This window comes from Falsirhodobacter xinxiangensis (genome assembly GCF_004959935.1).
Lineage (GTDB): Bacteria > Pseudomonadota > Alphaproteobacteria > Rhodobacterales > Rhodobacteraceae > Falsirhodobacter > Falsirhodobacter xinxiangensis.
In genome coordinates, this window is sequence record NZ_SMYN01000013.1 from 37075 (window position 1) to 60578 (window position 23504).

The 23504-nt window shown below is 65.9% G+C and carries 25 protein-coding genes, 1 pseudogene and 1 riboswitch; of the genes and pseudogenes, 8 read left to right on the forward strand and 18 right to left on the reverse strand.

Going from position 1 to position 23504, the window contains the following annotated elements; translation table 11 throughout:
* Window positions 1–66: 66 nt before the first annotated feature.
* The 10 genes from rpmE to miaB form a co-directional block, all read right to left on the reverse strand.
* Window positions 67–288, reverse strand: coding sequence for a 50S ribosomal protein L31 (rpmE, locus tag E2K76_RS14560; RefSeq protein ID WP_136685083.1), 222 nt, complete (start codon window positions 286–288; stop codon window positions 67–69).
* Between the two features lie 11 nt (window positions 289–299).
* A complete protein-coding gene (gene rplS, locus E2K76_RS14565; RefSeq protein ID WP_136685084.1) occupies window positions 300–671 on the reverse strand; it encodes a 50S ribosomal protein L19 in 372 nt (123 codons plus the stop codon).
* 49 nt (window positions 672–720) lie between these two features.
* A complete protein-coding gene (gene trmD / locus E2K76_RS14570; protein ID WP_136685085.1) occupies window positions 721–1548 on the reverse strand; it encodes a tRNA (guanosine(37)-N1)-methyltransferase TrmD in 828 nt (275 codons plus the stop codon).
* 39 nt (window positions 1549–1587) lie between these two features.
* Window positions 1588–2052 (reverse strand): PTS sugar transporter subunit IIA, encoded by a 465-nt coding sequence (locus E2K76_RS14575; protein ID WP_136685086.1) that lies wholly within the window; start codon window positions 2050–2052, stop codon window positions 1588–1590.
* A gap of 103 nt (window positions 2053–2155) precedes the next feature.
* Window positions 2156–3322 (reverse strand): methionine adenosyltransferase, encoded by a 1167-nt coding sequence (gene metK / locus E2K76_RS14580; RefSeq protein WP_136685087.1) that lies wholly within the window; start codon window positions 3320–3322, stop codon window positions 2156–2158.
* A gap of 7 nt (window positions 3323–3329) precedes the next feature.
* Window positions 3330–3378: riboswitch (SAM-SAH riboswitch) on the reverse strand.
* A 12-nt stretch (window positions 3379–3390) separates the two neighbouring features.
* Window positions 3391–4842 carry an apolipoprotein N-acyltransferase gene (lnt, locus tag E2K76_RS14585; RefSeq protein WP_136685088.1) on the reverse strand — a complete coding sequence of 484 codons (1452 nt, stop codon included), beginning with the start codon at window positions 4840–4842 and terminating at the stop codon, window positions 3391–3393.
* A 60-nt stretch (window positions 4843–4902) separates the two neighbouring features.
* The gene (locus E2K76_RS14590) at window positions 4903–5796 is read right to left on the reverse strand and encodes a hemolysin family protein (RefSeq protein WP_136685089.1); all 894 of its coding nucleotides are present in this window, start codon (window positions 5794–5796) and stop codon (window positions 4903–4905) included.
* A 171-nt stretch (window positions 5797–5967) separates the two neighbouring features.
* The gene (gene ybeY, locus E2K76_RS14595) at window positions 5968–6465 is read right to left on the reverse strand and encodes an rRNA maturation RNase YbeY (protein WP_136685090.1); all 498 of its coding nucleotides are present in this window, start codon (window positions 6463–6465) and stop codon (window positions 5968–5970) included.
* A complete protein-coding gene (locus E2K76_RS14600) occupies window positions 6449–7459 on the reverse strand; it encodes a PhoH family protein (protein WP_136685091.1) in 1011 nt (336 codons plus the stop codon). The genes ybeY and E2K76_RS14600 overlap by 17 nt, the downstream gene beginning before the upstream one ends.
* Before the next feature lie 186 nt (window positions 7460–7645).
* A complete protein-coding gene (gene miaB, locus E2K76_RS14605; protein ID WP_136685092.1) occupies window positions 7646–8944 on the reverse strand; it encodes a tRNA (N6-isopentenyl adenosine(37)-C2)-methylthiotransferase MiaB in 1299 nt (432 codons plus the stop codon).
* Between the two features lie 119 nt (window positions 8945–9063).
* Here miaB and E2K76_RS14610 point away from each other — a divergent pair, with 119 nt between their 5' ends.
* Window positions 9064–9912 (forward strand): hypothetical protein, encoded by an 849-nt coding sequence (locus E2K76_RS14610; RefSeq protein WP_136685093.1) that lies wholly within the window; start codon window positions 9064–9066, stop codon window positions 9910–9912.
* A 1-nt stretch (window position 9913) separates the two neighbouring features.
* A complete protein-coding gene (gene queF / locus E2K76_RS14615; protein ID WP_136685094.1) occupies window positions 9914–10375 on the forward strand; it encodes a preQ(1) synthase in 462 nt (153 codons plus the stop codon).
* Here queF and E2K76_RS14620 read toward each other — a convergent pair.
* The 3 genes from E2K76_RS14620 to E2K76_RS14630 all read right to left on the reverse strand — a co-directional run bounded on the left by E2K76_RS14620 (window position 10342) and on the right by E2K76_RS14630 (window position 14030).
* On the reverse strand, window positions 10342–11943 hold the full coding sequence (locus E2K76_RS14620; protein ID WP_136685095.1) for an ABC transporter permease: 1602 nt from the start codon (window positions 11941–11943) through the stop codon (window positions 10342–10344). The genes queF and E2K76_RS14620 overlap by 34 nt on opposite strands.
* Complete coding sequence (locus E2K76_RS14625) at window positions 11940–12944, reverse strand: extracellular solute-binding protein (protein ID WP_136685096.1); 1005 nt, start codon at window positions 12942–12944, stop codon at window positions 11940–11942. The genes E2K76_RS14620 and E2K76_RS14625 overlap by 4 nt, the downstream gene beginning before the upstream one ends.
* 75 nt (window positions 12945–13019) lie before the next feature.
* Entirely contained in the window at window positions 13020–14030 is a 1011-nt protein-coding gene (locus E2K76_RS14630) for an ABC transporter ATP-binding protein (protein ID WP_136685097.1), read from the reverse strand.
* Between the two features lie 55 nt (window positions 14031–14085).
* Here E2K76_RS14630 and E2K76_RS14635 point away from each other — a divergent pair, with 55 nt between their 5' ends.
* From E2K76_RS14635 to E2K76_RS14645, 3 genes are all read left to right on the forward strand, one after another.
* Complete coding sequence (locus tag E2K76_RS14635; protein ID WP_136685098.1) at window positions 14086–15147, forward strand: ABC transporter ATP-binding protein; 1062 nt, start codon at window positions 14086–14088, stop codon at window positions 15145–15147.
* A 33-nt stretch (window positions 15148–15180) separates the two neighbouring features.
* Window positions 15181–16167: an ABC transporter substrate-binding protein gene (locus E2K76_RS14640; protein ID WP_136685099.1), complete on the forward strand. Its 987-nt coding sequence runs from the start codon at window positions 15181–15183 to the stop codon at window positions 16165–16167.
* 88 nt (window positions 16168–16255) lie between these two features.
* The gene (locus E2K76_RS14645; RefSeq protein WP_136685100.1) at window positions 16256–17791 is read left to right on the forward strand and encodes an ABC transporter permease; all 1536 of its coding nucleotides are present in this window, start codon (window positions 16256–16258) and stop codon (window positions 17789–17791) included.
* Between the two features lie 27 nt (window positions 17792–17818).
* Here the strand turns inward: E2K76_RS14645 and E2K76_RS14650 are convergent, their stop codons facing one another.
* The gene (locus tag E2K76_RS14650) at window positions 17819–18571 is read right to left on the reverse strand and encodes a DUF1013 domain-containing protein (protein ID WP_136685101.1); all 753 of its coding nucleotides are present in this window, start codon (window positions 18569–18571) and stop codon (window positions 17819–17821) included.
* Between the two features lie 122 nt (window positions 18572–18693).
* Here E2K76_RS14650 and E2K76_RS14655 point away from each other — a divergent pair.
* A pseudogene (locus E2K76_RS14655) lies at window positions 18694–19276 on the forward strand (ribonuclease T2 family protein).
* Here the strand turns inward: E2K76_RS14655 and E2K76_RS14660 are convergent.
* Both E2K76_RS14660 and E2K76_RS14665 read right to left on the reverse strand, forming a co-directional pair.
* On the reverse strand, window positions 19273–20268 hold the full coding sequence (locus tag E2K76_RS14660) for an NAD(P)H-quinone oxidoreductase (protein ID WP_136685102.1): 996 nt from the start codon (window positions 20266–20268) through the stop codon (window positions 19273–19275). The pseudogene E2K76_RS14655 and the gene E2K76_RS14660 overlap by 4 nt on opposite strands.
* Complete coding sequence (locus E2K76_RS14665) at window positions 20268–20924, reverse strand: COQ9 family protein (protein ID WP_136685103.1); 657 nt, start codon at window positions 20922–20924, stop codon at window positions 20268–20270. The genes E2K76_RS14660 and E2K76_RS14665 overlap by 1 nt, the downstream gene beginning before the upstream one ends.
* A 97-nt stretch (window positions 20925–21021) precedes the next feature.
* Here E2K76_RS14665 and rpsU point away from each other — a divergent pair, with 97 nt between their 5' ends.
* Window positions 21022–21228 carry a 30S ribosomal protein S21 gene (gene rpsU / locus E2K76_RS14670; protein ID WP_128254633.1) on the forward strand — a complete coding sequence of 69 codons (207 nt, stop codon included), beginning with the start codon at window positions 21022–21024 and terminating at the stop codon, window positions 21226–21228.
* An 82-nt stretch (window positions 21229–21310) separates the two neighbouring features.
* Here rpsU and E2K76_RS14675 read toward each other — a convergent pair whose 3' ends face one another.
* Window positions 21311–21769 (reverse strand): Lrp/AsnC family transcriptional regulator, encoded by a 459-nt coding sequence (locus E2K76_RS14675; protein WP_136685104.1) that lies wholly within the window; start codon window positions 21767–21769, stop codon window positions 21311–21313.
* Window positions 21770–21899: 130 nt separating this feature from the next.
* Between E2K76_RS14675 and ald the strand changes: the two genes are divergently transcribed.
* On the forward strand, window positions 21900–23012 hold the full coding sequence (ald, locus tag E2K76_RS14680; protein WP_136685105.1) for an alanine dehydrogenase: 1113 nt from the start codon (window positions 21900–21902) through the stop codon (window positions 23010–23012).
* On the opposite strand, the gene mscL is transcribed toward ald, so the two are convergent.
* Window positions 23009–23446 (reverse strand): large conductance mechanosensitive channel protein MscL, encoded by a 438-nt coding sequence (mscL, locus tag E2K76_RS14685; protein ID WP_136685106.1) that lies wholly within the window; start codon window positions 23444–23446, stop codon window positions 23009–23011. The genes ald and mscL overlap by 4 nt on opposite strands.
* Window positions 23447–23504 lie beyond the last annotated feature (58 nt).

A 23504-nucleotide genomic window follows, 5' to 3' on the forward strand; every position in this document is an offset into this window, starting at 1 on the left:
AACGGCTGGCAGGAAGTCGCGCAAGAGGCGAAACGGAAAAGGCGCACCCGAGGGTGCGCCTGTGTCTTAGAAGCCGAGGCCGGCGTATTTGTTCTTGAACTTCGACACGCGGCCGCCGGTGTCCATCAGGCGGGCCGAGCCGCCGGTCCAGGCCGGGTGTGCCAGCGGGTCGATATCCAGCGCCATCTGGTCGCCTTCTTTGCCCCAGGTCGAACGGACCTGATACACGGTGCCGTCGGTCATCTTCACGTCGATGAAGTGATAGTCGGGATGGATGTCTGCTTTCATCGGTCCGATCCTCAGGCTTTGGCTTTGTAGTTGGTGTCTTCCGCGATCCGGGCCGATTTGCCGCGACGCGTACGGAGGTAGTAGAGTTTCGCGCGGCGCACGCGGCCACGACGAACGACCTCGATCGCCTCGATGTTGGTCGAATACAGCGGGAACTGACGCTCCACGCCTTCGCCGAACGAGATCTTGCGGACCGTGAACGAAGCCGAGATGGTCGCGCCGCCCTTGCGGCCGATCACGACGCCTTCATAGTTCTGGACGCGCGAACGCGTGCCTTCGGTCACTTTGTAGCCGACGCGAACGGTGTCGCCGGCTTTGAAATCCGGGATGGTCTTGCCGAGTGCGGCAATCTGCTCCGCCTCGATCTGTGCGATCAGGTTCATCGCTGTTCCTTTCTGACGCGCGGTTTTCCCGCGGATGTTGATGCCAGCCTCAGAGCTCTCGGTCTTCATCCGGGTCCCTATCGCGATCTTCGCAATAAGCCCGCCAGAGATCAGGTCGGCGTTCCTTTGTCAGCCTTTCGGCCATTCCCTTCCGCCAGCGGGTGATCTTCGCGTGATGGCCGGACAGAAGCACTTCCGGTATCTCGCGACCCTGCCAGACGGGCGGTTTCGTGTATTGCGGAAATTCAAGAAGTCCATCCGAGAAGGACTCCTCCTCGGTGGACACATGATTCCCGATGACGCGCGGTATAAGGCGAACCGTTGCGTCGATCAAGGCCTGCGCTGCGATCTCGCCCCCGGTCATGACGAAGTCGCCAAGGCTGACTTCCTCGATCCCGTAATGGTCGATCACACGCTGGTCCACGCCCTCGAACCGGCCGCAGAGCATGGTTATCCCCGGCCTTTCGGACCATTTCTGCGCCATCGCCTGCGTGAACGGCTTGCCACGCGGCGAAAGGTAGATGACCGGCCAGTCCGCCCCCTCGGCCGCGGCATCCAGCGCCTTCGAGACCACGTCGGCGCGCAGCACCATTCCCGCCCCACCGCCCGCAGGCGTGTCATCGACGTTCTTGTGCTTGCCCTCGCCGAAGGGGCGCAGGTCCACCGTCTCCAGCGCCCAAAGCCCGAAATCCAGCGCCTTGCCGGTCAGGCTCAGCCCCAGCGTGCCGGGAAACGCCTCGGGGAACAGGGTGATGACCTTGGCCCGCCATGCGCCCTGCACGTGGACATCGGCCATCAGATCGCGCGGCTTCGCCGAAGCGCGGATCGAAAGGCGGCCATGAGACTTGGGGGCGTCGGGTTTGGGTGTATCGCTCATGCCCCGCGATTAACGCCGATCGCGGGGCTTGGAAAGCCCTCAGCGCTCGCAAGCCTCGGTAGCGGCTTCCAGCAGCAGCGCGTGGACGCGGCCCGCATCGGCATTGCGCAATTCGCGCGCAAACCCCTCGCTGCGCAGCGCCCGTGCCGCACTGGACAGGATGTTCAGGTGCTGCGAGGCGTTGTTTTCCGGCAGCAGCAACATCAGCACCAGATCGACCTTGTGATCGTCCACAGCGTGAAAATCCACCGGGGTCTTCAGCCGCGCCAGCAGCAGCGCCGGCTCCTCCAGCCCCGGGATCGGGCTGTGCGGCAGGGCGATGCCGCCGCCCACCCCGGTCGATCCCAGATCTTCGCGCGCGTTCAGCTTGTCGAACACGCGCTCCTCCTCCAACCCCCAAAGTTCCGCCGACTTCGCCGCCAGCAGACGCAGGACCTTGTCCTTGTCCTTTGCCGCCACGTCCAGAAGAAGCCCCTCGGGGCGGATGAGATCAGAGAGTTTCATGCCTTGCTCGTCGCTGGTTTCAGGCCGCCCCCGTGGGGATGGCCAGCCGGGCGAACCCGGCGGGCATAGCGCGATGCTGCACCAGCATCACGCGATTGTCACGTCAGATCGCAGCTTTCAGCGCATCGACCAGATCGGTCCGTTCCCACGAAAAACCGCCATCGGCCTCGGGCGCGCGCCCGAAATGGCCGTAGGCCGCCGTGCGGGCATAGATCGGACGGTTCAGCGACAGATGTTCGCGGATGCCGCGGGGCGACAGGTCCATGACCTTGGGGATCGCAGCTTCGATCGCGGCGGGATCGACCTCGCCCGTGCCGAAGGTATCGACATAGACCGACAGCGGTTTTGCAACGCCGATGGCATAGCTGACCTGAATGGTGCAGCGCGTCGCCAGACCGGCGGCCACCACGTTCTTGGCCAGATACCGCGCGGCATAGGCTGCCGAACGGTCCACCTTGGTCGGGTCCTTGCCCGAAAACGCGCCGCCGCCATGCGGGGCCGCACCGCCATAGGTGTCCACGATGATCTTGCGGCCCGTCAGGCCCGCATCGCCGTCAGGACCGCCGATCACGAACTTGCCCGTCGGATTGACCCACCATTCGGTCTGGTTCGTCAGCCAGCCCGCAGGAAGGATCTCGCGGATATAAGGCTCCACGATGGCACGGATATCGTCCGAGGTCTGGTGGTCATGCGTGTGCTGGGTCGACAGCACGATCGACGTGACCTCCACCGGCTTGCCATCGACGTAACGCAGGGAAAGCTGGGATTTCGCATCCGGGCCAAGCGTCGGCTGTTCGCCCGATTTGCGAACTTCGGCAAGCTTCCGCAGGATCGCGTGGGAATAGAGGATGGGCGCCGGCATCAGCTCGGGGGTTTCATCCACGGCGTAACCGAACATGATGCCCTGATCGCCCGCGCCGTCCTTGTCCACGCCCTGGGAGATATGGGCCGATTGCGGGTGCAGCAGGTTCAGCACGTTCACCGTATTCCAGTGAAACTTGTCCTGCTCGTATCCGATATCCTTGACGCAATCGCGCACGATGCCGTCGATCTTGCCCAGATATTCATGCAGGCGTCCCTGATCCGACAGCCCCACCTCGCCGCCGACAACGACCTGATTGGTGGTGGCGAAGGTTTCGCAGGCAACGCGGGCGTTCGGCTCCTCGGCCAGGAAAGCGTCGAGGATGGCATCGGAAATGCGGTCGCAGACCTTGTCCGGGTGCCCCTCCGAAACCGATTCGGAGGTGAAGATGAAGTTCTTGCGCGACATGGAAAAGTGCTCCGTTGGGTTATCCCCGCCACGCCAGGAAGCCGTTGTGACGGTTCGATCACACCGCGCTAACGGACCTGTGCGCTTGGGTCAACCCTGCGCCTGCCAAGCGCCAGCGGCACAAGCGCCAGAATAAGCACAAGCGCGGCCCATTCACCCCAGCGTGCATAAGGCGTGGGCGCCAGCGCAGCGGGCAACGGGGTGTCCAGCTTGCCCGCCTCGCCCATCGGCAGGCTGTCCAGAACCCGGCCCTTTGCGTCGATCACCGCCGTCACGCCCGTATTGGCCGCGCGCAGCAAGGGCAGCCCTTGTTCGATCGCCCGCAGCCGCGCCTGCGCCAGATGCTGATACGGGCCGGTCAGCGTGCCGAACCACGCATCGTTCGTGACCTGCATCAGCCAGCCGGGCCGTTCCGGCGCGGCGGCGACGTCCTGCGGGAACACCGCCTCGTAGCAGATCAGCGGCAGCGCCCGGCCCGCCGCCCCAAGGTCCAGCACCCGCGCCCCCGGCCCCGCCGAATACCCGTTGCCAAGCTGCGAGGCGAAGGCCGTGATCCCGACCCGAGCCAGCGTGTCACCGAACGGGATGTATTCCCCGAACGGCACCAGATGATGCTTGTCATAGGTATCGACCAGCCGCCCATCCGGCGCGATCACGGCCAGGCTGTTGAACCCGCGCGCCCCATCGACCCGCTGGATGCCCACCGCCACCGTCGCCCCCTGCCCCGCGCGCGCAATGGCGGGCAGCAGCCCAGATTCCGTATCCAGCAGATAGGGCACCGAGGTTTCCGGCCAGATGACCAGATCGGGCGATCCCGGCTCTGCCGTCAGGGCCATCGCGCGGTCGAAGAAGATCTGCGCCTGCTGCGGGTCCCATTTCAGATGTTGGTCGGCATTGGGCTGCACCAGCCGGACAGTCACGTCCATCGGGGCAGGTTCTGCCTGATCCAGCCGCCAGAAGCCGAAGGCGAAAGCCGCAGCCAGAAGCGCGACCGCTGCCCAGCGCCATGTCAGCGCCAGAACCGCGATCAGCACCGTCATCAGCGTCAGCCCGTTCGGCCCGATCAGCGCCGCGACCTGCGCCGGAGCCCAGCCGATCCAGACATGCCCCGGCATCGCCCAGGGAAACCCGGTCAACACATGCCCCCGCGCGAACTCTGCCAGCGTCAGGGTCACCGAAAAGCCAAGCGCGGGCCGCGGCAGACGCACGGCCGCCTCGGCCGCCACCGCCCAGAACAGCGCCAGCCCGAAGGAAATCAGCACCACCGCGAACGGGGCCATCCAACCGTGACGCGCGATGTCGATCAGAAAAGGCTCGATAATCCAGTTCAAGGCCAATGCGAAATACCCCGCGCCGCCGAACCAGCCGATCCAGCCGCCGCCCCGCCCCAGCATCCACGCAAGACCGGCCAGCCCCGCGATCGTCGCGGGCCACCAACCCAGCGGGGCCTGTCCAAGCGCCGCCACCGCGCCAAGCGCGAAGGCCGCGCCAACCACGCGCCAGCCGGGAAATGAACGCATGGAAAGCCTCCGCCCAAGGGTCGCGGGTGTTTTCACCCCCCTTGGACGGGGCCGTCAAGGTCAGTTATGGGCAGGCTCCGGCAGGCGCACGCGCAGCCGTTTGATCCGGCGGGGGTCGCCGTCAAGGATCTCGAAGCTTGCGCCGCTTTCATGCTCGATCACTTCGCCCTTGCGCGGAACGCGGCCCGTGCGCACGAAGATCAGCCCGCCAAGGGTGTTCACATCCTCGTCATCGTCGTCGCGGCGCAGCTCCAGCCCCGTCTCCGCCTCGAACGCATCAAGGGATGCGCGCGACTGCACGACATAGCTGCCCGGCTTTTCCTGTATCCACAGGGCACCCGCGACCTCGTCATGCTCGTCGTCGATCTCGCCGATAATGGTCTCGATCAGGTCCTCGATCGTGACCAGCCCGTCCACCCCGCCATATTCGTCGATCACCAGCGCAAGATGCATCCGTTCGCGCTGCATCTTCTGCAGCAGGGTGCCAGCCGACATCGACGGCGGCGCGAACATGATCGGACGCAGAAGCTTGCGCAGATCGAACGGCTCGGTCGAGGTGAAGTCGTGATGCAGCGCCAGATCCTTCAGCAGGATCATGCCCAGCGGATTGTCGAGCGAGCCTTCATAGACCGGCAGACGCGAATAGCCCTGCTCGCGGAAGGTGCCGACCAGATCCTTCAGCCCGATCTCGACCGGAACTGCGGCGATCTCGGCCTTCGGAACGGCCACGTCATCGACGCGAAGGCGGCGAAGGTTGGCGATCCCGTGGCCTTCCTCGCGCGGTGCGTCGCGCTCTGCCTCGCGATCGTCATTGGGCGAAAAGGCGTCGAAAAGGCGGCCAAAGAACCCACGCTGTTCCCTGTCGCCGGTGGACTCATACGCCTGTCGCGACTCGTCCTCTGCGGTGTCCTGCGCGCCTTGCGCCGCAGGAGAGCCGTCGGTGCTACTTCCCATTGGTCCTTTATCCGGAAACGACACCCTCCAAGGGGCGCCTGTCTGCCAATATGGGTCACGAATCGCTGCCCTGACAAGGGCCGCCGTGGACATAAGCGCCACAACGCCGGACGAAGTCCGGCCCGGCCCAACGGGAAGAGATGGCAAAGCCGTCGATGACGGGCGGGAGCGCTACGCGTAAGGGTCGGCGATGCCCATGCCGGCAAGAATGCGCGTCTCCGTCGCCTCCATCAGCTCGGCATCGGCGTCCTCGATATGGTCGTATCCCAAAAGGTGCAGGATACCGTGGATCACCAGATGCGTCACATGCGCCTCGGGGGTCTTCCCCTGATCCGCAGCCTCGGCCATGCAGGTTTCCCACGCGATGGCGATATCGCCCAGCTCGTCCGGATCATCCGCATCGCCGCCCGACAAGTCGGGAATGCCGCCCGGCTCGCCCGCCGCCCGATCCTCTGACGGCCATGACAGCACGTTGGTCGGCTTGCCCTTCTGGCGGAACTGGGCGTTCAACTCGGCGATCTCGGCATCGTCGCAGCCCATCAGGGCCAGCGTCACGCCATGAACGCCAAGCGCGGCAAAGGTTGCCTCTGCCGCGCGGGTTGCCAGGGCCGGAAGGCCGAAAGCCTCCCAGCGGTCGTCTTCGATTACGGTATCAACCAGCGGTTCCATCGTCGGCTTCATAAGCCTCGATGATGCGGCCCACAAGCGGGTGACGCACCACGTCCTTCGACGTGAAGTAGTTGAAGCTGATCCCGCGCACGTCCTTCAGGATGCGTTCGGCGTCCTGCAAGCCCGAGGCCGTGCCGCGCGGAAGGTCGATCTGCGTCCTATCCCCGGTGATGACCATGCGTGATCCCTCGCCCAAGCGGGTCAGGAACATCTTCATCTGCATGGTCGTCGCGTTCTGCGCCTCGTCCAGCACCACAAAGGCGCTCGACAGGGTGCGCCCGCGCATGAAGGCCAGCGGTGCGATCTCGATCCGCTTCTCCTCCATCAGCTTGGCAAGCTGCTTCTGCGGCAGAAAGTCGTTCAGCGCGTCATAGAGCGGCTGCATATAGGGATCGACCTTCTCCTTCATGTCGCCGGGCAGGAAGCCGAGCCGTTCCCCCGCCTCCACCGCCGGACGCGACAGGATGATCTTGTCCACCGCACCGCCGATCAGCATGGTCACACCGACCGCGACCGCCAGATAGGTTTTCCCCGTGCCCGCAGGCCCGATGCCGAAGGCCAGTTCATTGTCGAACAGGTTCTGGACATAGGCTTTCTGCGCCTCGGTCCGCGGCTCCACCGGCTTCTTGCGGGTGCGGATCTCGTATTTACCTGGCTGGAACATCTCGATCTGTTCCTGCGCCTCGCCGGACATCGGAATGCCCATGCGCAACGCGCCGTCGATGTCGCCCGCCGCGATCCCGCGCCCCGATTCAAGCCGGGCATAGATGCCGCGCAAGACTGCCGCCGCCTGTTCCCGCGCCGCCTTGTCCCCTATCACCGCCAATCGGTTGCCCCTTCGCAGGATGTGGACGCCAAGCTGATGTTCGATCTGTGCCAGATTGCGGTCGAATTCGCCGCACAGGTCGATCAGGAGGCGGTTGTCGGGAAATTCCAGCAGGGTTTCCACGATGTCTTCGGGACGGGTCGGGGGGGTCAGCGCGCTGATGCCCAAGGAAGTCTCCTTTTGAACAGGCGAGGTGCCATGTCTTCAATGTGGGATCGCGGAGGGCATCTGGCAAGGATTATGCAGCATCGCCCCCGCAATCGCCCCGATTCTGCCTTCGGGACAGGCAAACTGTGAACCTGCGCCATGACACCCAGATGACGTGGGCAGTGCAAAGCCACCCACATCATCTTGTCAGCCGATTCGCACCGCCGCGAGCGAGTTGGTCGAAGCCCCGGTGACGCGCACCCGCACCAGTTCCCCCACGCGTCCTGCGGGATCGTCCACATGCACTGCGTGCAGATGGTCCGATTTGCCAACCATCTGCCCCGGAAGCCGCCCGACCTTCTCATACAGCACGCCGACTTCGCGACCCACCATCGCCTGCTGCACAGCCTGCTGCTGCTGGGTGATCAGCGCCTGCAATTCCTGCAACCGCGCGTCGGCCACTTCGGCGGGCAGTTCCGGCTTTTCCGCAGCCGGGGTGCCGGGACGCGCGGAATATTTGAAGCTGAACGCCGCGCCATAGCCGACGGCCCGGATCAGATCCAGCGTCGCGGCATGATCGGCATCCGTCTCGCCCGGAAAGGCCACGATGAAGTCCGAGGTCAGCACGATGTCGGGCCGCGCCGCGCGGATGCGTTCGATCACGCGCAAATATTGCTCGGCCGTGTGCTTGCGATTCATCGCCTTCAGGATGCGATCCGACCCCGACTGAACCGGCAGATGCAGATAGGGCATCAACTTCGGCTCGTCGCCATGGGCGGCGATCAGGTCATCCTCCATGTCGTTGGGATGGCTGGTGGTATAGCGGATACGCTCCAGCCCATCGATCCTGGCCAGTTCGCGAACCAGCTTCGCCAGCGTCCAGTCCCCGCCGTGATAGGCGTTGACGTTCTGACCCAAAAGCGTGATCTCGCGGACGCCACGCTCCACCAAATCGCGCGCCTCGGTCAGCAGACGTTCCGGCGGGCGCGACACCTCCGCCCCGCGGGTATAGGGAACCACGCAAAACGCGCAGAACTTGTCGCAGCCCTCCTGCACCGTCAGGAACGCGGTCGGCCCGCGCAGCGCCTTGCGCTTGGGCAGGTGGTCGAACTTGTCCTCCAGCGGGAACTCGGTATCCACGGCGGGCGCGGTTCCGGCCACCATCTCGGGCAGGCGGTGATAGGTCTGCGGGCCGACCACCAGATCGACCAGCGGCATCCGGCGGATGATCTCCTGCCCCTCGGCCTGTGCGACGCAGCCCGCGACACCGATCTTCAGGTCGGGCTTGGCATTCTTCAGCGGACGCAGACGGCCAAGGTCGGAATAGAGCTTCTCCGACGCCTTTTCGCGGATGTGGCAGGTGTTCAGCAGCACCATGTCGGCATCTTCGGCAGTGTCGGTCAGCACATAGCCGCTCGCGCCCATGGCCTCGGCCATACGCTCGCTGTCATAGACGTTCATCTGGCACCCATAGGTCTTGATGAACAGTTTCTTCGCTTCCGACATGGTGGCAAATCCCGCTGAATTGGGGCCTTCTACACGAAAACCGGGGGAAGGGGCAACGGACCCCCCTTGCCCATCCCGGCGCCATCGCTTTTTGTGGTTGCAAACGGGCCGGGGCATACATGCGATACGACAGTCTGGACAGTTACCTTGCCATCGGCACTCCGAAAGGCCCGGTCGCAATGGTCATGGCCGAGGACGAGGTGGAGATCGCATCCACCGTCGCCCACTGCCTGAAGATCGGGTTTCCCACGGTCCTGCTGCTCGCCCCGTCCGAGATCCGGGTGGAAATCGACGCAAGGGCCGTCCGCATCGGCCATGACGCCCATGCCGACAATGCCTTGCCCCGTGCGGTGAACCGGTTGATCGCCGCCGCGCCGGGCGTCTGGATCCATTATTGCTTCAACGCCGAATACCTGTTCTTCCCCTTCTGCGAGACGCGGCGCGTGCGCGAGTTGATCGCATTCCATGCCGAAGAACGGCGCGATGCCTTTCTCAGCTATGTCGTCGATCTTTACACGGGCGATCTGCACCGCTTTCCGCTGGCGGTTTCGCTGGAGGAGGCGCTGCTGGACAAGTCCGGCTATTACGCGCTGGGCCGAAAGGGGCCGGATGGCGATCCACGCGAAAGACAGCTGGATTTCTTCGGCGGGCTGCGCTGGCGATACGAGGAACATATCCCCGTCGTGCGGCGCAAGATCGACCGGATCGCACTTTTTCGTGCGAAAGAGGGGTTGGTCCTGGGCCCCGATTTCACCTTCAACGATCAGGAATACAACACTTATTCCTGTCCGTGGCACCACAGCGCCACCATCGCCACCTGTTCCTTCCGCACGGCAAAGGCATTGAAGACCAACCCCGCCTCGCGATACGGGGTCGCCGATATGCGCTGGCACAACTCGGTCGAGTTCCGCTGGCATTCGCAACAGCTGATGGACCTTGGGCTGATGGAGCCGGGGCAATGGGTTTGACATGACGACGATCTACGACAACCTGACGCAACTGGGCGGCAAGACCGAATTGCCCGCATCGCCCGAAGACGCGGTGCTGGAGCGTGTCTTCAACCCGCAGGCCGAGGTCGCCTATTGCGTGCGCTTCACCGCGCCCGAATTCACCTCGCTTTGCCCGATGACGGGGCAGCCCGATTTCGCGCATCTGGTGATCGACTATGTCCCCGGTGGCTGGCTGGTCGAATCGAAATCGCTGAAGCTTTACCTTGGCGCATTCCGCAACCACGGCGCCTTCCACGAAGATTGCACGGTGTCCATCGCCCGGCGTCTGGCCGATTTCCTCGAACCGCAATGGCTGCGGATCGGTGGCTACTGGTATCCGCGCGGGGGCATCCCGATCGACGTCTTCTATCAGACCGGGCCGGTGCCGAACGGTGTGTGGGTGCCGGATCAGGGCGTGCCGGGGTATCGCGGGCGCGGCTGACGCGCCAGCAGGATGACCGGGGCCATGCCGATGGCCACGATGACCAGCGCGGCGATCGCGGCTTCCTCGTAGGTACCGCGCGCCGCCTCGCCATACAGATGCGTTGCCAGCGTCTCCACGTTCAGCGGCCGCAGCAGCAGCGTCGCCGGAAGCTCCTTGGCGCAATCGACGAAGACCAGCAGCGCCAACGCCACCAGCGCGGGGCGCGACAGCGGCAGGTGGACCCGCAGGAACGTCCCCGACGGCCCCTGCCCCAGACTGCGCGAGGCGTGGTCAAGGGACGGCGGGATACGCGCGAACCCGGATTCGACCCCGCCGGTCGCAATGGCCATGAACCGCACCATATAGGCCAGCAGCACCGCCCCGCTGCCGCCCAGCAAAAGCACCGCTGGAAGCCCCGCCGCGATCAACCCCCGGTCCAGCGCCGCCACCAGCGGCAACAGCCCGATCGCCAGAACCGTTCCCGGCACGGCATAGCCCAGCGTCGTTGCCCGCGCCAAAAGCCCGCCCCGCCCATGCAGCCGCGCGGCATAGGCCGCGACCGTGCCGCAGATAAGCACCATCACCGTCGCCGCGCTTGCCAGCAGCACCGTGTTCAGCGCCTCGGTCCACAACGTGGGCGAGATGCCGGCGAAGGCGACGCGCTTCCACGCCTCGACCATCAGATAGGTCGCAGGGGCGGCAAAGCCCAGCAGCACCGGGACCGCGCAGGCCAGCATCGCCAGCCCCGCCCGCCAGCCACGCAGGGCGCTGCGCCCGATGGGCCGGGGCCGCTGCCCGACGGCATAGCGCTGGTTCCGCCGCGCCCAACGCTCCAGCATCACCAGAGCCACGACCAGCGCCAGCATCGCAAGCGAGATCTGCGCCGCCCCCGGCAAATCCGCCCGCCCGATCCATGTGCTGTAGACGGACACCGTCATCGTCCGAACGCCCAGAAACTCCGACGCGCCGATGTCGTTCAACGCCTCCATCAACGCCAGCGACACGCCCACCGCCACCGCCGGACGCGCCAGCGGCAGGGCGACGCGGCGAAACACCCGCCGCTCGCCCAAGGTGCGCGCCGCCTCGATCAGCCCCGCGGCCTGCGTGACGAACATCGCCCGCGCCGTCAGATAGACATAGGGATACAGCACCAGCCCAAGCAGCAGCACGCAGCCCGTCATCGACCGCACATCAGGCAGCCGGAATTCGCGCGGGGATGAATAGCCAAGGACGGCCCGCACCCAGCCCTGCACCGCACCCACCGGATGCAGGATGTCCAGCCAGGCATAGGCCGAGATATAGGTCGGCACCGCCAGCGGCAGCAGCAGCGCCCATTCGAACAGCCGCCGCCCCGCAAAGTCATGCGCCGTGACCAGCCAAGCCGTCCCCGTGCCGACCACGGCCACCAGAACGCCGACCCCGGCCAGCAGAATTAGCGTATCGCGCAGCGCCGCGGGCAGGACATTGGCCGCCAGATGCGACCACAGCCCCGCGCTGCCCTGCGCCGCGATTGCCAGAAGCGATACGACCGGAAGGCAGACCAGCAGGGCGACCGCGGCCGCCCCGCCCAGCCATGCCCGCGTCAATTGTCGAAACCGACCTTCTCGGCCAGCTCGCTCGCGGCCTTACGGTTGCGGGCCACTTCGGTCAGGCTGATCGTGTCGGGCACCAGATCGCCGAATTGCACGATCAGCGGGCTGACGGCGGCGGTGGCATTCACCGGATGTTCGAAATTGGCCTCGGCATAGATTTTCTGCGCCTCGGGCGAGACGAGGTATTCCAGCAGCGCGACGGCCTCGTCGCGGTTGGGCGCATGTTTCGCCACCGCCGCCCCCGACACGTTGATCTGCGTGCCGCCATTTTCGAACGTGGGGAAGACGAGCCGGATGGCGTTCACCCATTCCAGCTGATCCGGTCCGCCATTGCCCGAGAGCATCTGCCCGACGTAGTAGGAATTGGCGATGCCGATGTCGCACAGCCCGCCCATGATGTCGCGTGCCACGTCCCGGTCGCCGCCCCCGGCCTTGCGGGCCAGATTGTCGTGAACCCCGGTCAGCCAGGCCTCGGCCTCCGCCTCGTCATAGTGGGCGATATAGGCCGCGGTCAGTGCGATGTTGTAAGGGTGCTGGCCGGAACGGATGCAGACGCGGCCCTTCCATTCGGGATCTGCCAGATCCTCGTAATGGAATTCGGTCAACTCCAGATCCTTGGCGGCGTAAAGCGCGCGGGCGCGCAGCGACAGGGCGAACCACTGGCCATCCGCATCGCGCATGCTTTCGGGGATCGCCGCCTCCAGCACCTCCGATTCCACGGGCTGGGTCAGGCCGCGATCCACCAGATCGACCAGATTGCCGATATCCACCGTCATCATCACATCGGCGGGCGAACGGTCGCCCTCGGCCTCCACCCGTTCGGGCAGACCTTCCTTCAGAAAGATGGTGTTCACCTCGATCCCGCTGGATGCGGTGAACGCTGCCAGCAGCGGCTCGACCAGCCCCGGCTCGCGCGTGGTGTACAGGTTCAGTTCCTGCGCGGCGGTGGCGCCCGCCAGAAACGAAAGGGCGGTGCCCAGTGCCAGATGTTTCATTTCAGCCTCCCCAAGCGGATGATGCGCAATTTTTGCGTCATCCGACTTAAACAGTAAAGAAATTCGGATGCGCCCCTATGCCGCATCTGCCGGGAAGACCAGCACGCCCGCCGGATCGGCCCGCAGGAAGACGCCATCGCCCTGCCGCAGCCCGTGCCGCCTGCTGGACCGCATCCGCATCTCTTGCCCGCAGGCAAGACGCAGGCGGGTCTGCTCGATCTCTCCCATCAGCGTGACCGTGGTGACGGTCGCGGGCGTGCCGCTGTCCGCCGGATGCAGCGATTGCGGGCGCAGCAAGACCTGCACCGCCGTGCCGTCCACGAAACCGGCCGCGACCGGGCCGAAGGGTGTCGCCACCGCGCCGCCACGGGTCGTTCCGTCAAAACGGTTGAAGTCGCAGAAGAACCCGGCGGCATAGGCGGTCCGGGGCCGGTCATAGACATCCTCGCCCCGCCCTGCCTGCACCACGCGACCCGCGCGCATCAGCACCACCCGGTCGCCCGAGGACAGCGCCTCCTCAGGGTCGTGGGTCACCATCACGACCGTCGCCTCCAGCGCGGCAAGGATCGCCAGCGTCTCCTCGCGGATGCCGTCGCGCAAGGTCCGGTCGAGGTTGGAGAACGGCTCGTCCATCAGCAGCACATGCGGGCGCGGGGCCAGCGCGCGGGCCAGCGCGACCCGCTGTTGCTCGCCCCCCGACAGCATGTGGGGAAACCGTGCGGCCAGATGGCCGATGCCAAGCCGGCGGATGATCTCCTCGGCCATGGCCCCCGCATCCCTGTGGCGTTTCAGCCCGAAAAGGATGTTGTCACGGGCCGTCAGATGCGGGAACAGCGCATAGTCCTGAAACATGAACCCGACATGGCGATCCTCGGGGGCGACATGGGTGATGTCCTGTCCCAGCAGGCTGATCGTGCCCGCATCCGGCCTGTCCACCCCCGCGATCAGGCGAAGAAGCGTCGATTTCCCGCATCCGGACGGCCCGACAAGGCAGACCACCTCGCCCCGACCCGCGCCCAGCGAGACGTCCGACAATGCCTGCACCCCGCCGAAACGGCGCGAAACGCGGTCCAGTGCAAGCTCCATCGTCTCCCCTTTCGGCTTCAACACCCTGTCACATCCGGTGTATAGGCGGGGCGCGATGGCCAGCATAGACCTTACGGATGTGACACTCAGCTTCGGCGGCACCCGCGCGGTGGACCGCGTGTCGCTGTCCATGCCCTCGGGGGCGTTCTTCTCGCTTCTGGGGCCGTCGGGCTGCGGCAAGACCACGCTTCTGCGCCTGATCGCGGGGCTGGAGCGGCCGGAGACGGGCCGCATCGCGCTGGACGGGCAGGTCGTCGCAGAAGGGCGGCGCTTTGTCGAACCGGGCGAGCGGGATCTGGGCATGGTGTTCCAGTCCTATGCCCTGTGGCCGCATATGACCGTCGCCGCCAACGTCGCCTTCGGGCTTCAGATGCGGCGCATCCCCGCCAAGGATCGCGTGGCCGAGGCGCTGGCGATGGTCGGCCTGTCGCATCTGGCGGATCGCCGCCCGCATCAGCTTTCGGGTGGGCAGCGCCAGCGGGTCGCGCTGGCCCGAAGCCTTGCCGTGCGCCCCCGCCTGATCCTGTTGGACGAGCCGCTGGCGAACCTCGACGCGCATCTGCGCCAGTCGATGCTGGCCGAATTCCGGCGCATCCATCGCCAGTCCGGGACGACCTTCGTCTTCGTCACCCACGACCAGAACGAAGCGATGGCGATTTCCGATCTGGTGGCCGTGATGGATGCCGGACGGCTGCAGCAGGTGGCCAGCCCGCAGGTGCTGTTCGACCGTCCCGCATCCGCGATGGTCGCGCGGTTCGTCGGCGCGGGGCGGACGGTGCCGGTGGATGTGCTGGGCAGTCGCGACGGGCATTGCGATCTGCTGCTGGCGGGGCATCGGCTGACCCTGCCGGGCGATGCGCCCCCCGGCCCCGGCTGGCTGTGCCTGCACGCCCGCGATCTGGCGCTCGACCCGGCGGGCATCCCGGCCGAAGCCACGGGCCAGCGGTTCGAGAATGGGATGCACATGGTCCACGCGCTTCTGGCCGATGCCGAGGTGGACGTGCCCTCGCGCGGGCCGGTGCCGCCGGGGCCGATCCGCATCGCGATCGCGGGCGGCTGGGTCATTCCACGCGAAGGCGCCGCGGCCTGTCACCTTTCCGTCGCACCCGCGCAATAGAACGCGCGCAGCATCAAGAACCGGACATACGACATGACCCTCCGCTCCATCTCCCTCGGCCTTCTGCTCTCGACCGCGCTGCCCTTCGCGGCGCTGGCGCAGGCGTCGGGCACGATCACCGTCTATACCTCGCAGCCGAACGACCAGATGGCGGCGGTGGTCGAAGCGTTCAACGCCGACCATCCCGAGATCACGGTCGAAGTCTTCCGTTCGGGTACGACCGAGCTGATGTCGAAGCTGGAGGCCGAATATGCCGCCGGTGCGCCGCAGGCCGACATCATGCTGATCGCCGACACGCTGGCGATGACGCAGCTGAAGGATCAGGACCGTCTGCTGGCCTATGCGGATGCGCCGCTGGACGGCATCCCCGCCGCGCTGGTCGATCCCGACAAGACCTTCTTCGGCACCAAGCTGCTGACCACGGGCATCATCTACAACACCGATCTGGTGAAGACCGCGCCGACGAAATGGGCCGACCTTTCGACCCCCGAGGCTGCGGCACAGACGATCATGCCCAGCCCGCTTTATTCCGGGGCGGCGGTCGTCCATGTCGGCACGATGGTCCAGCAGCCCGACTTCGGGTGGGAGTATTTCGAGACGCTGGCCGATAACGGCGCGGTCGCGGGTCAGGGCAACGGCACCGTTCTGGAAGCCGTCGCCCGCGGCGAGAAGGCCTATGGCATGATCGTCGAATACATGGCGATGAACGCCAAGGCCAAAGGCTCGCCCGTCGATTTCGTCTTCCCCGAGGAAGGCGTGTCCACCATCACGCAGCCCGTCGCGATCATCGCGGGCAGCGACAATGTCGAGGCAGCGAAGGTCTTCGTCGATTGGCAGCTTGGACAGGCGGCGCAGGAACAGTCGGTCGCGCAGGGATATTTCCCGATCCTCGAAGGCATGACCCCGCCCGAAGGCTATCCCGACCCGGCCACGATCAAGGTGCTGGAGGCCGACCCGGCCAAGATGCTGGCGGACGATCAGGCCAACAAGCAGGAATTCGCAGATCTTTTCGGCGGCTGACATCACGGGCATCCGGCGACGGGGCGGCGGGCATCTGCTTGCCGCCCTGATCGCATTCTATGTCATCGCCATCGGGCTGTGGCCGCTGTTGCGCCTGTTCGCCCGCGCCGCCGATGCCACCGTGATCGCCGAGGCGTGGGACAGCCGTGCAACATGGCGCGCGCTGGAGAACACGCTGACCGCCTCTGCCGGGTCGGTGGTCATCTCGGTCGTGCTTGGCACCGCGCTGGCGCTGGCACTGGGCGCGTTCCGCATGCGCGGGCGGGTGGCGATGACGTTTCTGGCGCTGTCGCCGCTGCTGATCCCGTCGCAGATCATGGCGCTGGCGTGGATCGAGCTTGCGGGCATGCTGATCCCCGGCCCGAACCCGATCTATTCCGGCACCGGCATCGCGCTGCTGATGGGGGTCGAGCATATGCCGCTGGTTTTCATCGCCGTGCGCGCGGCGCTGAAGGCGATCCCGGCGGATCTGGTCGAGGCGGCGCGGATCGGTGGCGCCTCGCAAGGGGCGATCCTGCGGCGGGTGATCCTGCCGCTGTGCTTTCCGGCCTGCGGGGCGGGGTCGGCGCTGGCCTTTGCGGCGGCGGTGGGCAATTTCGGGGTGCCCGCATTGCTGGGCATTCCGGGGCGGTTCCCGATGCTGACCACGCTGATCTATCAAAGGCTGAACGGGTTCGGGCCGTCGATCCTTGGGCAAGTGGCGGTGCTGGCCTTGCTGCTGGTGGCGCTGGCGGGCGCGGCACTGGCCCTGCGCGCGCTGACGCTGCGGCTGGCCGTTCCGGTGCCGCAAGGCCGCGCGTTCGACCGCCCGCCTGCCCCGCGCAAGGTGACGATGGCGGTCTGGGCGGGGCTTGTGCTGCTGATGGTGACGCCGATGCTGGCCCTCTTGGGCACGGCGCTCGCGCCCGCCTTGGGGGTGAAGCTGTCGCTGGACACCGCCAGCCTTTCCAATTTCGCGCAGGTGGCGGCCAGCCCGACCATCCGCCGCGCCTTCGTCAACTCGCTGCTGCTGTCGGTTGCGGCGGCGGTGATCTCCACGGCGATCGCCCTGCCCTTCGCATGGCTGGCGCAGGTGGCGCGAAGCCGGGCGATGCGCCTTCTGGACTGGCTGGCCGATGCGCCCTTCGTCGTGCCGGGCACGGTGCTGGCGCTGGCGGTGATCCTGACCTTCCTGCCGCCGCTGCCGATCCTCGGCGTCTCGGTCTATGGCACGCCCGCGATCCTGCTGCTCGCCTATCTGGCGCGGTTCCTGCCGCTGGCGCTGCGCCCGCTTTCCGCCGCCGCCGCCAGCACGGACCCCGCGCTGGACGAGGCGGCCCGCATCTTCGGCGCCCCCGTCCGCGCCCGGATCGCGCGCATCTTCGCCCCGCCCGTCGCCGCCCCGGCGCTGGCGGGGGCCGTGCTGATCTTCATGACCGCCTTCAACGAACTGACCCTGTCCGCCCTGCTGTGGTCCAGCGGGAACGAGACCTTGGGCGTGATGATCTTTTCGCTGCAATACGAAGGGAATTCGACCGGGGCCGCCGCGCTGTCGGTGCTGTCGCTGCTGCTGGTCGCGGGGCTGGCGCTGGTGCTGGACCGGGCCTGCCGGGGGCGCGAGGGCGTGCTGCCCTGGCGCGATTGAAAAAGGGGCCTTTCGGCCCCTTCAGGATCAGCGACGGTGGTCGTCGTCCTCATCCTCGTCATCGTCAGATTGCGGCAGGTTGAAGAAGCTTTCCGCGTCCGAGAAGTCCGCGGGCGACTTTTCTTCTTCCTCGACCTCGTCCTTCTTGAAGATGTCCAGCGCCGACGGCACGCGCGGCTCGTCCGTCATGCCCAGCGACTGCTCGGTCGAGACCAGCTTGCGGCGTTCGTCATCCGACATCACCCCGCCTTCGGCTGCGCGCTTGCGGGCGGCCTGCTGCACGGCGGTGTCCAGTTCCGACTGGCGGCACAGGCCCAGCGCGACCGGGTCGATCGGCGTCATCGACGCGATGTTCCAATGCGTGCGTTCGCGGATGGACTGGATCGTCGGCTTCGTGGTGCCGACCAGTTTCGCGATCTGCCCGTCGGACAGTTCCGGGTGGAACTTCACCAGCCACAGGATCGCGTTCGGGCGGTCCTGACGCTTCGACAGGGGCGTGTAACGCGGGCCGCGGCGTTTGTCCTCGCCCTGCGCCGCCGCGTTGAATTTCAGCTTCAGCTTGTAGAGCGGGTCTTTCTGGCCCTTCTCGATCTCGATCGCGTCAAGCTGGTTGTTGGCGACGGGATCGAACCCCTTAACGCCGGTCGCCACGTCGCCATCCGCGATGCCCTGCACTTCCAATTCGTGCATGCCGCAGAAATCCGCGACCTGCCGGAACGTCAGCGTGGTGTTATCGACAAGCCAGACAGCCGTCGCCTTGGACATCAGGGGCTTGGACATGGGATCACTCCTTTACAAATCTCTCCCGCACCGGGAAAACGGTTGCGGGCGGGACCCGCGAGGTTTCGTTTTCGGGAATTGACCCGTTATATAGTCCGGGCCGCAGCGAAGGGGAAGGGAAAATGCGTCTGATCCTTGCGCTGATGCTGCTGGCATCCCCGGCGGCAGCGTTCGACCATTACATCCTATCGTTGTCATGGTCGCCGACATGGTGCGCCCAAGGGAACGAGGGCGCGCAGTGCGAGCAGCAGCGGGGCTTCGTTCTGCATGGCCTCTGGCCGCAGGATTGGCGGTGACTGGCCCGAATGGTGCGACGGTGGACGCGATCCGACCCGAGCCGAGAGCCGCGCGATGGAGGACATCATGCCCCCCGGCCTGCCGTGGTATCAATGGAAGAAGCACGGGCGCTGTTCGGGCCTTTCTGGCCGCGACTACTACGCCCTGACGCGCGAGGCTTACGACCGCATCGCCCTGCCCGAGGTCTTCACCCGACTGCGCGACGACATCCGTCTGCCCGCCAGCGTGGTCGAGGATGCCTTCGTCGAGGCGAACCCCGCCCTGTCCGCCGAAGACATTGCAGTCACCTGCGACGATGGCATGATCGACGAGGTCCGCATCTGCCTGAACCGCGACCTGACCCCCCGCCCCTGCGACGCGGCGATGCGCGAATGCCGCCTGCGAGATGCCGAGATGCCGGGGCGTTAATCGTCGCCCGGCACCTCCAGAACGATCTTGCCGATATGGGCGGAGCTTTCCATCCGCGCATGGGCCTTCGCCGCATCGTCCAGCGGAAACGTGCTGTCCATCACCGGTCGCAATGCCCCGCGTGCGATCATCGGCCAGACATGGGCTTCCACCTCCTGCGCGATGCGGGTCTTTTGCAGCACCGATTGCGGACGCAGCGTCGATCCGGTGATCGTCAGGCGGCGCATCATCACCTCGGCGAAGTTCAACTCCACCTTGGCCCCCGACAAGAATGCGATCTGCACCAGCCGCCCGTCATCGGCCAGCGCCTTGACGTTGCGCGGCAGATACGGCCCGCCCACCATGTCAAGTATCAGATCCGCCCCCCCGGTCGCCCGCAGGATCGCCACGAAATCGTCATCGCGATAGTTGATCGCCTCGGCCCCCAACTCTGCAATGGCGGCGCATTTTTCTGCGCTGCCCGCCGTGGCGAAGACCCGCGCGCCAAGGGCGTCGGCAATCTGGATCGCAGTCGTGCCGATGCCGGACGATCCGCCGTGAACCAGAAACCGCTCGCCCGCGCGAAGGCCGCCGCGCATGACCATGTTCGACCAGACGGTAAAGCATGTCTCGGGCAGACAGGCCGCCTCGGCCATGGACAGCCCTTCGGGAATCGGCAGGGCATGCGTTTCCCAAGTCAGCGCATGGCTGGCATATCCCCCGCCCGGCAGCAGCGCGCAGACCGCGTCGCCCACCCGCCAGCGCGTCACCCCCGGCCCGACGGCAGCGACATGGCCCGAACATTCCAGCCCCGGCAGCGGCGACGCCCCCGCAGGGGGATTGTAGCTTCCCGCCCGTTGCAGCGCGTCGGGGCGGTTCACCCCGGCGAATGCCACCCGGATCAGGATCTGCCCATGCCCCGGCACCGGGGTCGGGACATAGTCGATCTTCAGCACCTCGGGTCCGCCATGTTCGGTGATGGCGATGGCCCGCATCAGTTCCGGCTGGTCCATCACCGCGTGCGCCCCGGCAGATCGTCATTCCCGCGCGGGGCCTTGATCCACGAGAATGGCATCGCCGCCGCCTTGGCCAGCGGGTTGCCCGCGAACCTGGCCTTCATCTTTTCGAACCGCATGACGCCTTCCAGCCGGCGGTCCAGAAACTCCCACGTTGCGTGATGGTCGGGGCTGTCATCGCCCAGCCAATACAGCACCGTCGCACCATAGACCGCCGAGAGCGTCGCGCGTTTCGTATACCAGTTCACATCGTCGGAACTGTCGCCCAGCGCGGTCCAGATCGCATCCGCCGTGCCCCAGATCGCCTTGGCCCCGTCGCCCGCATGTTGCGGCAGCGCGAACAGGGTCGATCCGCGCCGCACCGCCTCGCGGTCGGCCGCCTCCAGCCGATAGCGGATCAGGGTCGCGACCTTGTCGGTGATGCGGGACGGAAGATCGGCCATCCCGGCGCGCTCCACCATCTCCGCGTCGCCACGATGATGATAGGCCAGCGCCAGATCCACCGCCCCGCGCGGGAACAGCGCCCGCGCAAGGCCCGGCGCGACCCCGGCATCGGCGCTGGCCGCGCGCAGCGTCGTTTCGGACCAGCCGTCGAAGGCCACATGGGCCAGTGCCGCATCCAGCACGGCATTCTTCGCTTCGGTCGATTCCATCGCTCTTCCTTCCGGTGGACAGGGGCATCGCTGTTTGATATAGGCCGCGAGCCTGCACATTCGTGCAACTCTAACTTAGGAAGGTGGTGACAACCACATGCAGGTCAGCGTTCGTGACAATAACGTCGAACAGGCTCTCCGCGCCCTGAAGAAGAAACTTCAGCGCGAAGGCGTTTTCCGCGAAATGAAGCTCAAGCAGCATTTCGAGAAACCCTCCGTGAAAAAAGCACGCGAGCAAGCCGAAGCCGTTCGCCGTGCGCGCAAGCTCGCGCGCAAGAAGGCGCAACGTGAGGGCAACCTCTAAGGCGTTCTTGCCAATGCTGTGGCATTCCGGTGCCATCTTTGAAAACCCCCGCCCACCCGTTGATTCGGAGGCGGGGGTTTTTTCATACCGGGATGGCGGTGGTGCGGAACACGGTCTTCAGCGCAAAGGACGAATGCATCTGCTGAACCCCCGGAAGACGGGCCAGATGCTGGCGGTGGATGCGGGCGAAATCCTCGGTATCCTGCGCGACGACCTTCAGAAGGTAATCCGCCGTTCCCGCCATCAGGTGGCATTCCAGCACGTCGGGGATCTTCTGCACCGCCGATTCGAAGGCAGCCAGCACCTCGTCCGCCTGCCCAGACAGCGTGATCTCCACGAACACCACCGTCGGGCGGGCCATCTTGCGCGCGTCCAGAAGCGCGACGTAACCGGCGATGAAGCCCTCCTCCTCCAGCCGCTGCACGCGGCGGTGGCAGGCCGACGGCGACAGGTTCACCCGTTCCGACAAGGTCGCGTTGCTGATCCGGCCTTCCTTCTGAAGAACGGTCAGGATGCGGCGGTCCGTGGCGTCAAGCTGCATGATCGTCGAAGGTTCTTCTGCAAAAGGGGCGACGATCGCAGGATATTGCGATGAAACCGCCGTGAACAGGGCGATTTTTCAAAGCATCGCCGCGCATGGAATGTCATCCTTGGGCGAAAGGGAGGATAGAATGAAAATCGGTTGTCCAAAGGAAATCAAACCGCAGGAATTTCGTGTCGGCCTGACCCCTTCGGCGGTGCAGGAAGCGGTGGCTCATGGCCATCACGTGACCGTGGAGCAGGGCGCGGGCCTTGGCGCGGGCTTCACCGATGACGATTACAGTGCCGCAGGAGCCACCCTTGGCAGCGTCGAGGATGCTTTCGCCGCCGATCTGGTCGTGAAGGTGAAGGAGCCGCAGGCCGTCGAACGCAAACGCCTGCGCGAAGGTCAGGTGCTGTTCACCTATCTGCATCTGGCGCCGGACCCGGACCAGACACGCGACCTGCTTGCCTCGGGCGTGACCGCCATCGCCTATGAGACCGTGACGGATCGCAATGGCGGTCTGCCCCTGCTGGCCCCGATGTCCGAGGTTGCGGGCCGTCTTGCGCCGCAGGTGGGCGCATGGACGCTGCAACGCGCCAATGGCGGGCGCGGTGTGTTGCTGGGCGGCGTTCCGGGCGTCGCCCCGGCCAAGGTTGCGGTGATCGGCGGCGGCGTGGTCGGCACGCATGCGGCGCGGGTCGCGGCGGGGATGGGCGCGGATGTGACGGTGCTGGATCGGTCCCTGCCCCGGCTCCGCTATCTGGACGATGTGTTCTCGCGCGATTTCAAGGCGGCCTATGCCTCGCAGGCGGCAGTGGCGGAACTGGTGGCCGATGCGGATATGGTCATCGGTGCGGTGCTGATCCCCGGCGCGGCAGCACCCAAGCTGGTCACGCGGGCGCAGCTTTCGACCATGAAACCCGGCGCGGCCATCGTCGATGTCGCCATCGACCAGGGCGGCTGTTTCGAAACGTCGCGTCCCACCACGCATCAGGACCCGATCTATGAGGTGGACGGCATCATGCATTACTGCGTGGCGAACATGCCGGGTGCGGTGGCGCGGACCTCCACTCAGGCGCTGGGCAACGCGACGCTGCCCTTCATGCTGGCGATCGCGGACAAGGGCTGGCGCCGCGCCTGCGAGGAGGACCCGCATCTGCTGGCGGGGCTGAACACCCATGCCGGGCACCTGACCTATGATGCGGTGGGTCTGGCGCTCGGCATCGATGTGCTGGCGCCCTCGCGGGCGCTGGCGGCCTAGAGCGTCGGCTTGGCGGCCAGAAGGTCGCGGATCTGCGCCAGAAGTTCCTCTTGCGTCGGCCCCTTGGCCGGCGCTTCCAGTTCTTCCTTGCGGATCGCGGTGTCCTTCACCTTGTTCACCGCCTTTACCAGCAGGAACACCACGAAAGCGATGATGAAGAAGTTGAAGCAGGCCATGATGAACGAGCCATAGGCAAAGACCGCCGCGCCCGAATCCTTGGCCGTCTGGAGCCCGACACCTTCGGGAACGTTGCCGGACATGACCCAGTACAGGTTGGTGAAGTCGATCCCGCCGATGATAAGGCCGATCACGGGGTTGATGAGGTCCTGCACCATCGAATTCACGATGGCCGTGAAGGCCGCACCGATGATGATACCCACGGCGAGGTCGAGCACGTTGCCCCGGGCGATGAACGTCTTGAATTCCTGAAGCATTGTCTTGTCCCTTCGGCTGTTTTGCACAGTCACTCTGCCGAATATGTCACGACTGCGG

Excerpts from the sequence above, each read along its gene's own strand:
- E2K76_RS14665 (WP_136685103.1), bottom strand. The coding sequence starts at position 20,924 with ATGGAATCGACCGAAGCGAAGAATGCCGTGCTGGATGCGGCACTGGCC.
- mscL (WP_136685106.1), bottom strand. The coding sequence starts at position 23,446 with ATGCTTCAGGAATTCAAGACGTTCATCGCCCGGGGCAACGTGCTCGAC.
- E2K76_RS14630 (WP_136685097.1), bottom strand. The coding sequence starts at position 14,030 with ATGGAGCTTGCACTGGACCGCGTTTCGCGCCGTTTCGGCGGGGTGCAG.
- miaB (WP_136685092.1), bottom strand. The coding sequence starts at position 8,944 with ATGTCGGAAGCGAAGAAACTGTTCATCAAGACCTATGGGTGCCAGATG.
- metK (WP_136685087.1), bottom strand. The coding sequence starts at position 3,322 with ATGTCGCGCAAGAACTTCATCTTCACCTCCGAATCGGTTTCGGAGGGG.
- trmD (WP_136685085.1), bottom strand. The coding sequence starts at position 1,548 with ATGAGCGATACACCCAAACCCGACGCCCCCAAGTCTCATGGCCGCCTT.
- E2K76_RS14675 (WP_136685104.1), bottom strand. The coding sequence starts at position 21,769 with ATGCAGCTTGACGCCACGGACCGCCGCATCCTGACCGTTCTTCAGAAG.
- lnt (WP_136685088.1), bottom strand. The coding sequence starts at position 4,842 with ATGCGTTCATTTCCCGGCTGGCGCGTGGTTGGCGCGGCCTTCGCGCTT.
- E2K76_RS14625 (WP_136685096.1), bottom strand. The coding sequence starts at position 12,944 with ATGAAACATCTGGCACTGGGCACCGCCCTTTCGTTTCTGGCGGGCGCC.
- queF (WP_136685094.1), top strand. The coding sequence starts at position 9,914 with ATGACGACGATCTACGACAACCTGACGCAACTGGGCGGCAAGACCGAA.
- E2K76_RS14590 (WP_136685089.1), bottom strand. The coding sequence starts at position 5,796 with ATGGGAAGTAGCACCGACGGCTCTCCTGCGGCGCAAGGCGCGCAGGAC.
- E2K76_RS14575 (WP_136685086.1), bottom strand. The coding sequence starts at position 2,052 with ATGAAACTCTCTGATCTCATCCGCCCCGAGGGGCTTCTTCTGGACGTG.
- E2K76_RS14660 (WP_136685102.1), bottom strand. The coding sequence starts at position 20,268 with ATGGACCAGCCGGAACTGATGCGGGCCATCGCCATCACCGAACATGGC.
- rplS (WP_136685084.1), bottom strand. The coding sequence starts at position 671 with ATGAACCTGATCGCACAGATCGAGGCGGAGCAGATTGCCGCACTCGGC.
- E2K76_RS14640 (WP_136685099.1), top strand. The coding sequence starts at position 15,181 with ATGACCCTCCGCTCCATCTCCCTCGGCCTTCTGCTCTCGACCGCGCTG.
- rpmE (WP_136685083.1), bottom strand. The coding sequence starts at position 288 with ATGAAAGCAGACATCCATCCCGACTATCACTTCATCGACGTGAAGATG.
- E2K76_RS14610 (WP_136685093.1), top strand. The coding sequence starts at position 9,064 with ATGCGATACGACAGTCTGGACAGTTACCTTGCCATCGGCACTCCGAAA.
- rpsU (WP_128254633.1), top strand. The coding sequence starts at position 21,022 with ATGCAGGTCAGCGTTCGTGACAATAACGTCGAACAGGCTCTCCGCGCC.
- E2K76_RS14650 (WP_136685101.1), bottom strand. The coding sequence starts at position 18,571 with ATGTCCAAGCCCCTGATGTCCAAGGCGACGGCTGTCTGGCTTGTCGAT.
- ybeY (WP_136685090.1), bottom strand. The coding sequence starts at position 6,465 with ATGGAACCGCTGGTTGATACCGTAATCGAAGACGACCGCTGGGAGGCT.
- E2K76_RS14635 (WP_136685098.1), top strand. The coding sequence starts at position 14,086 with ATGGCCAGCATAGACCTTACGGATGTGACACTCAGCTTCGGCGGCACC.
- ald (WP_136685105.1), top strand. The coding sequence starts at position 21,900 with ATGAAAATCGGTTGTCCAAAGGAAATCAAACCGCAGGAATTTCGTGTC.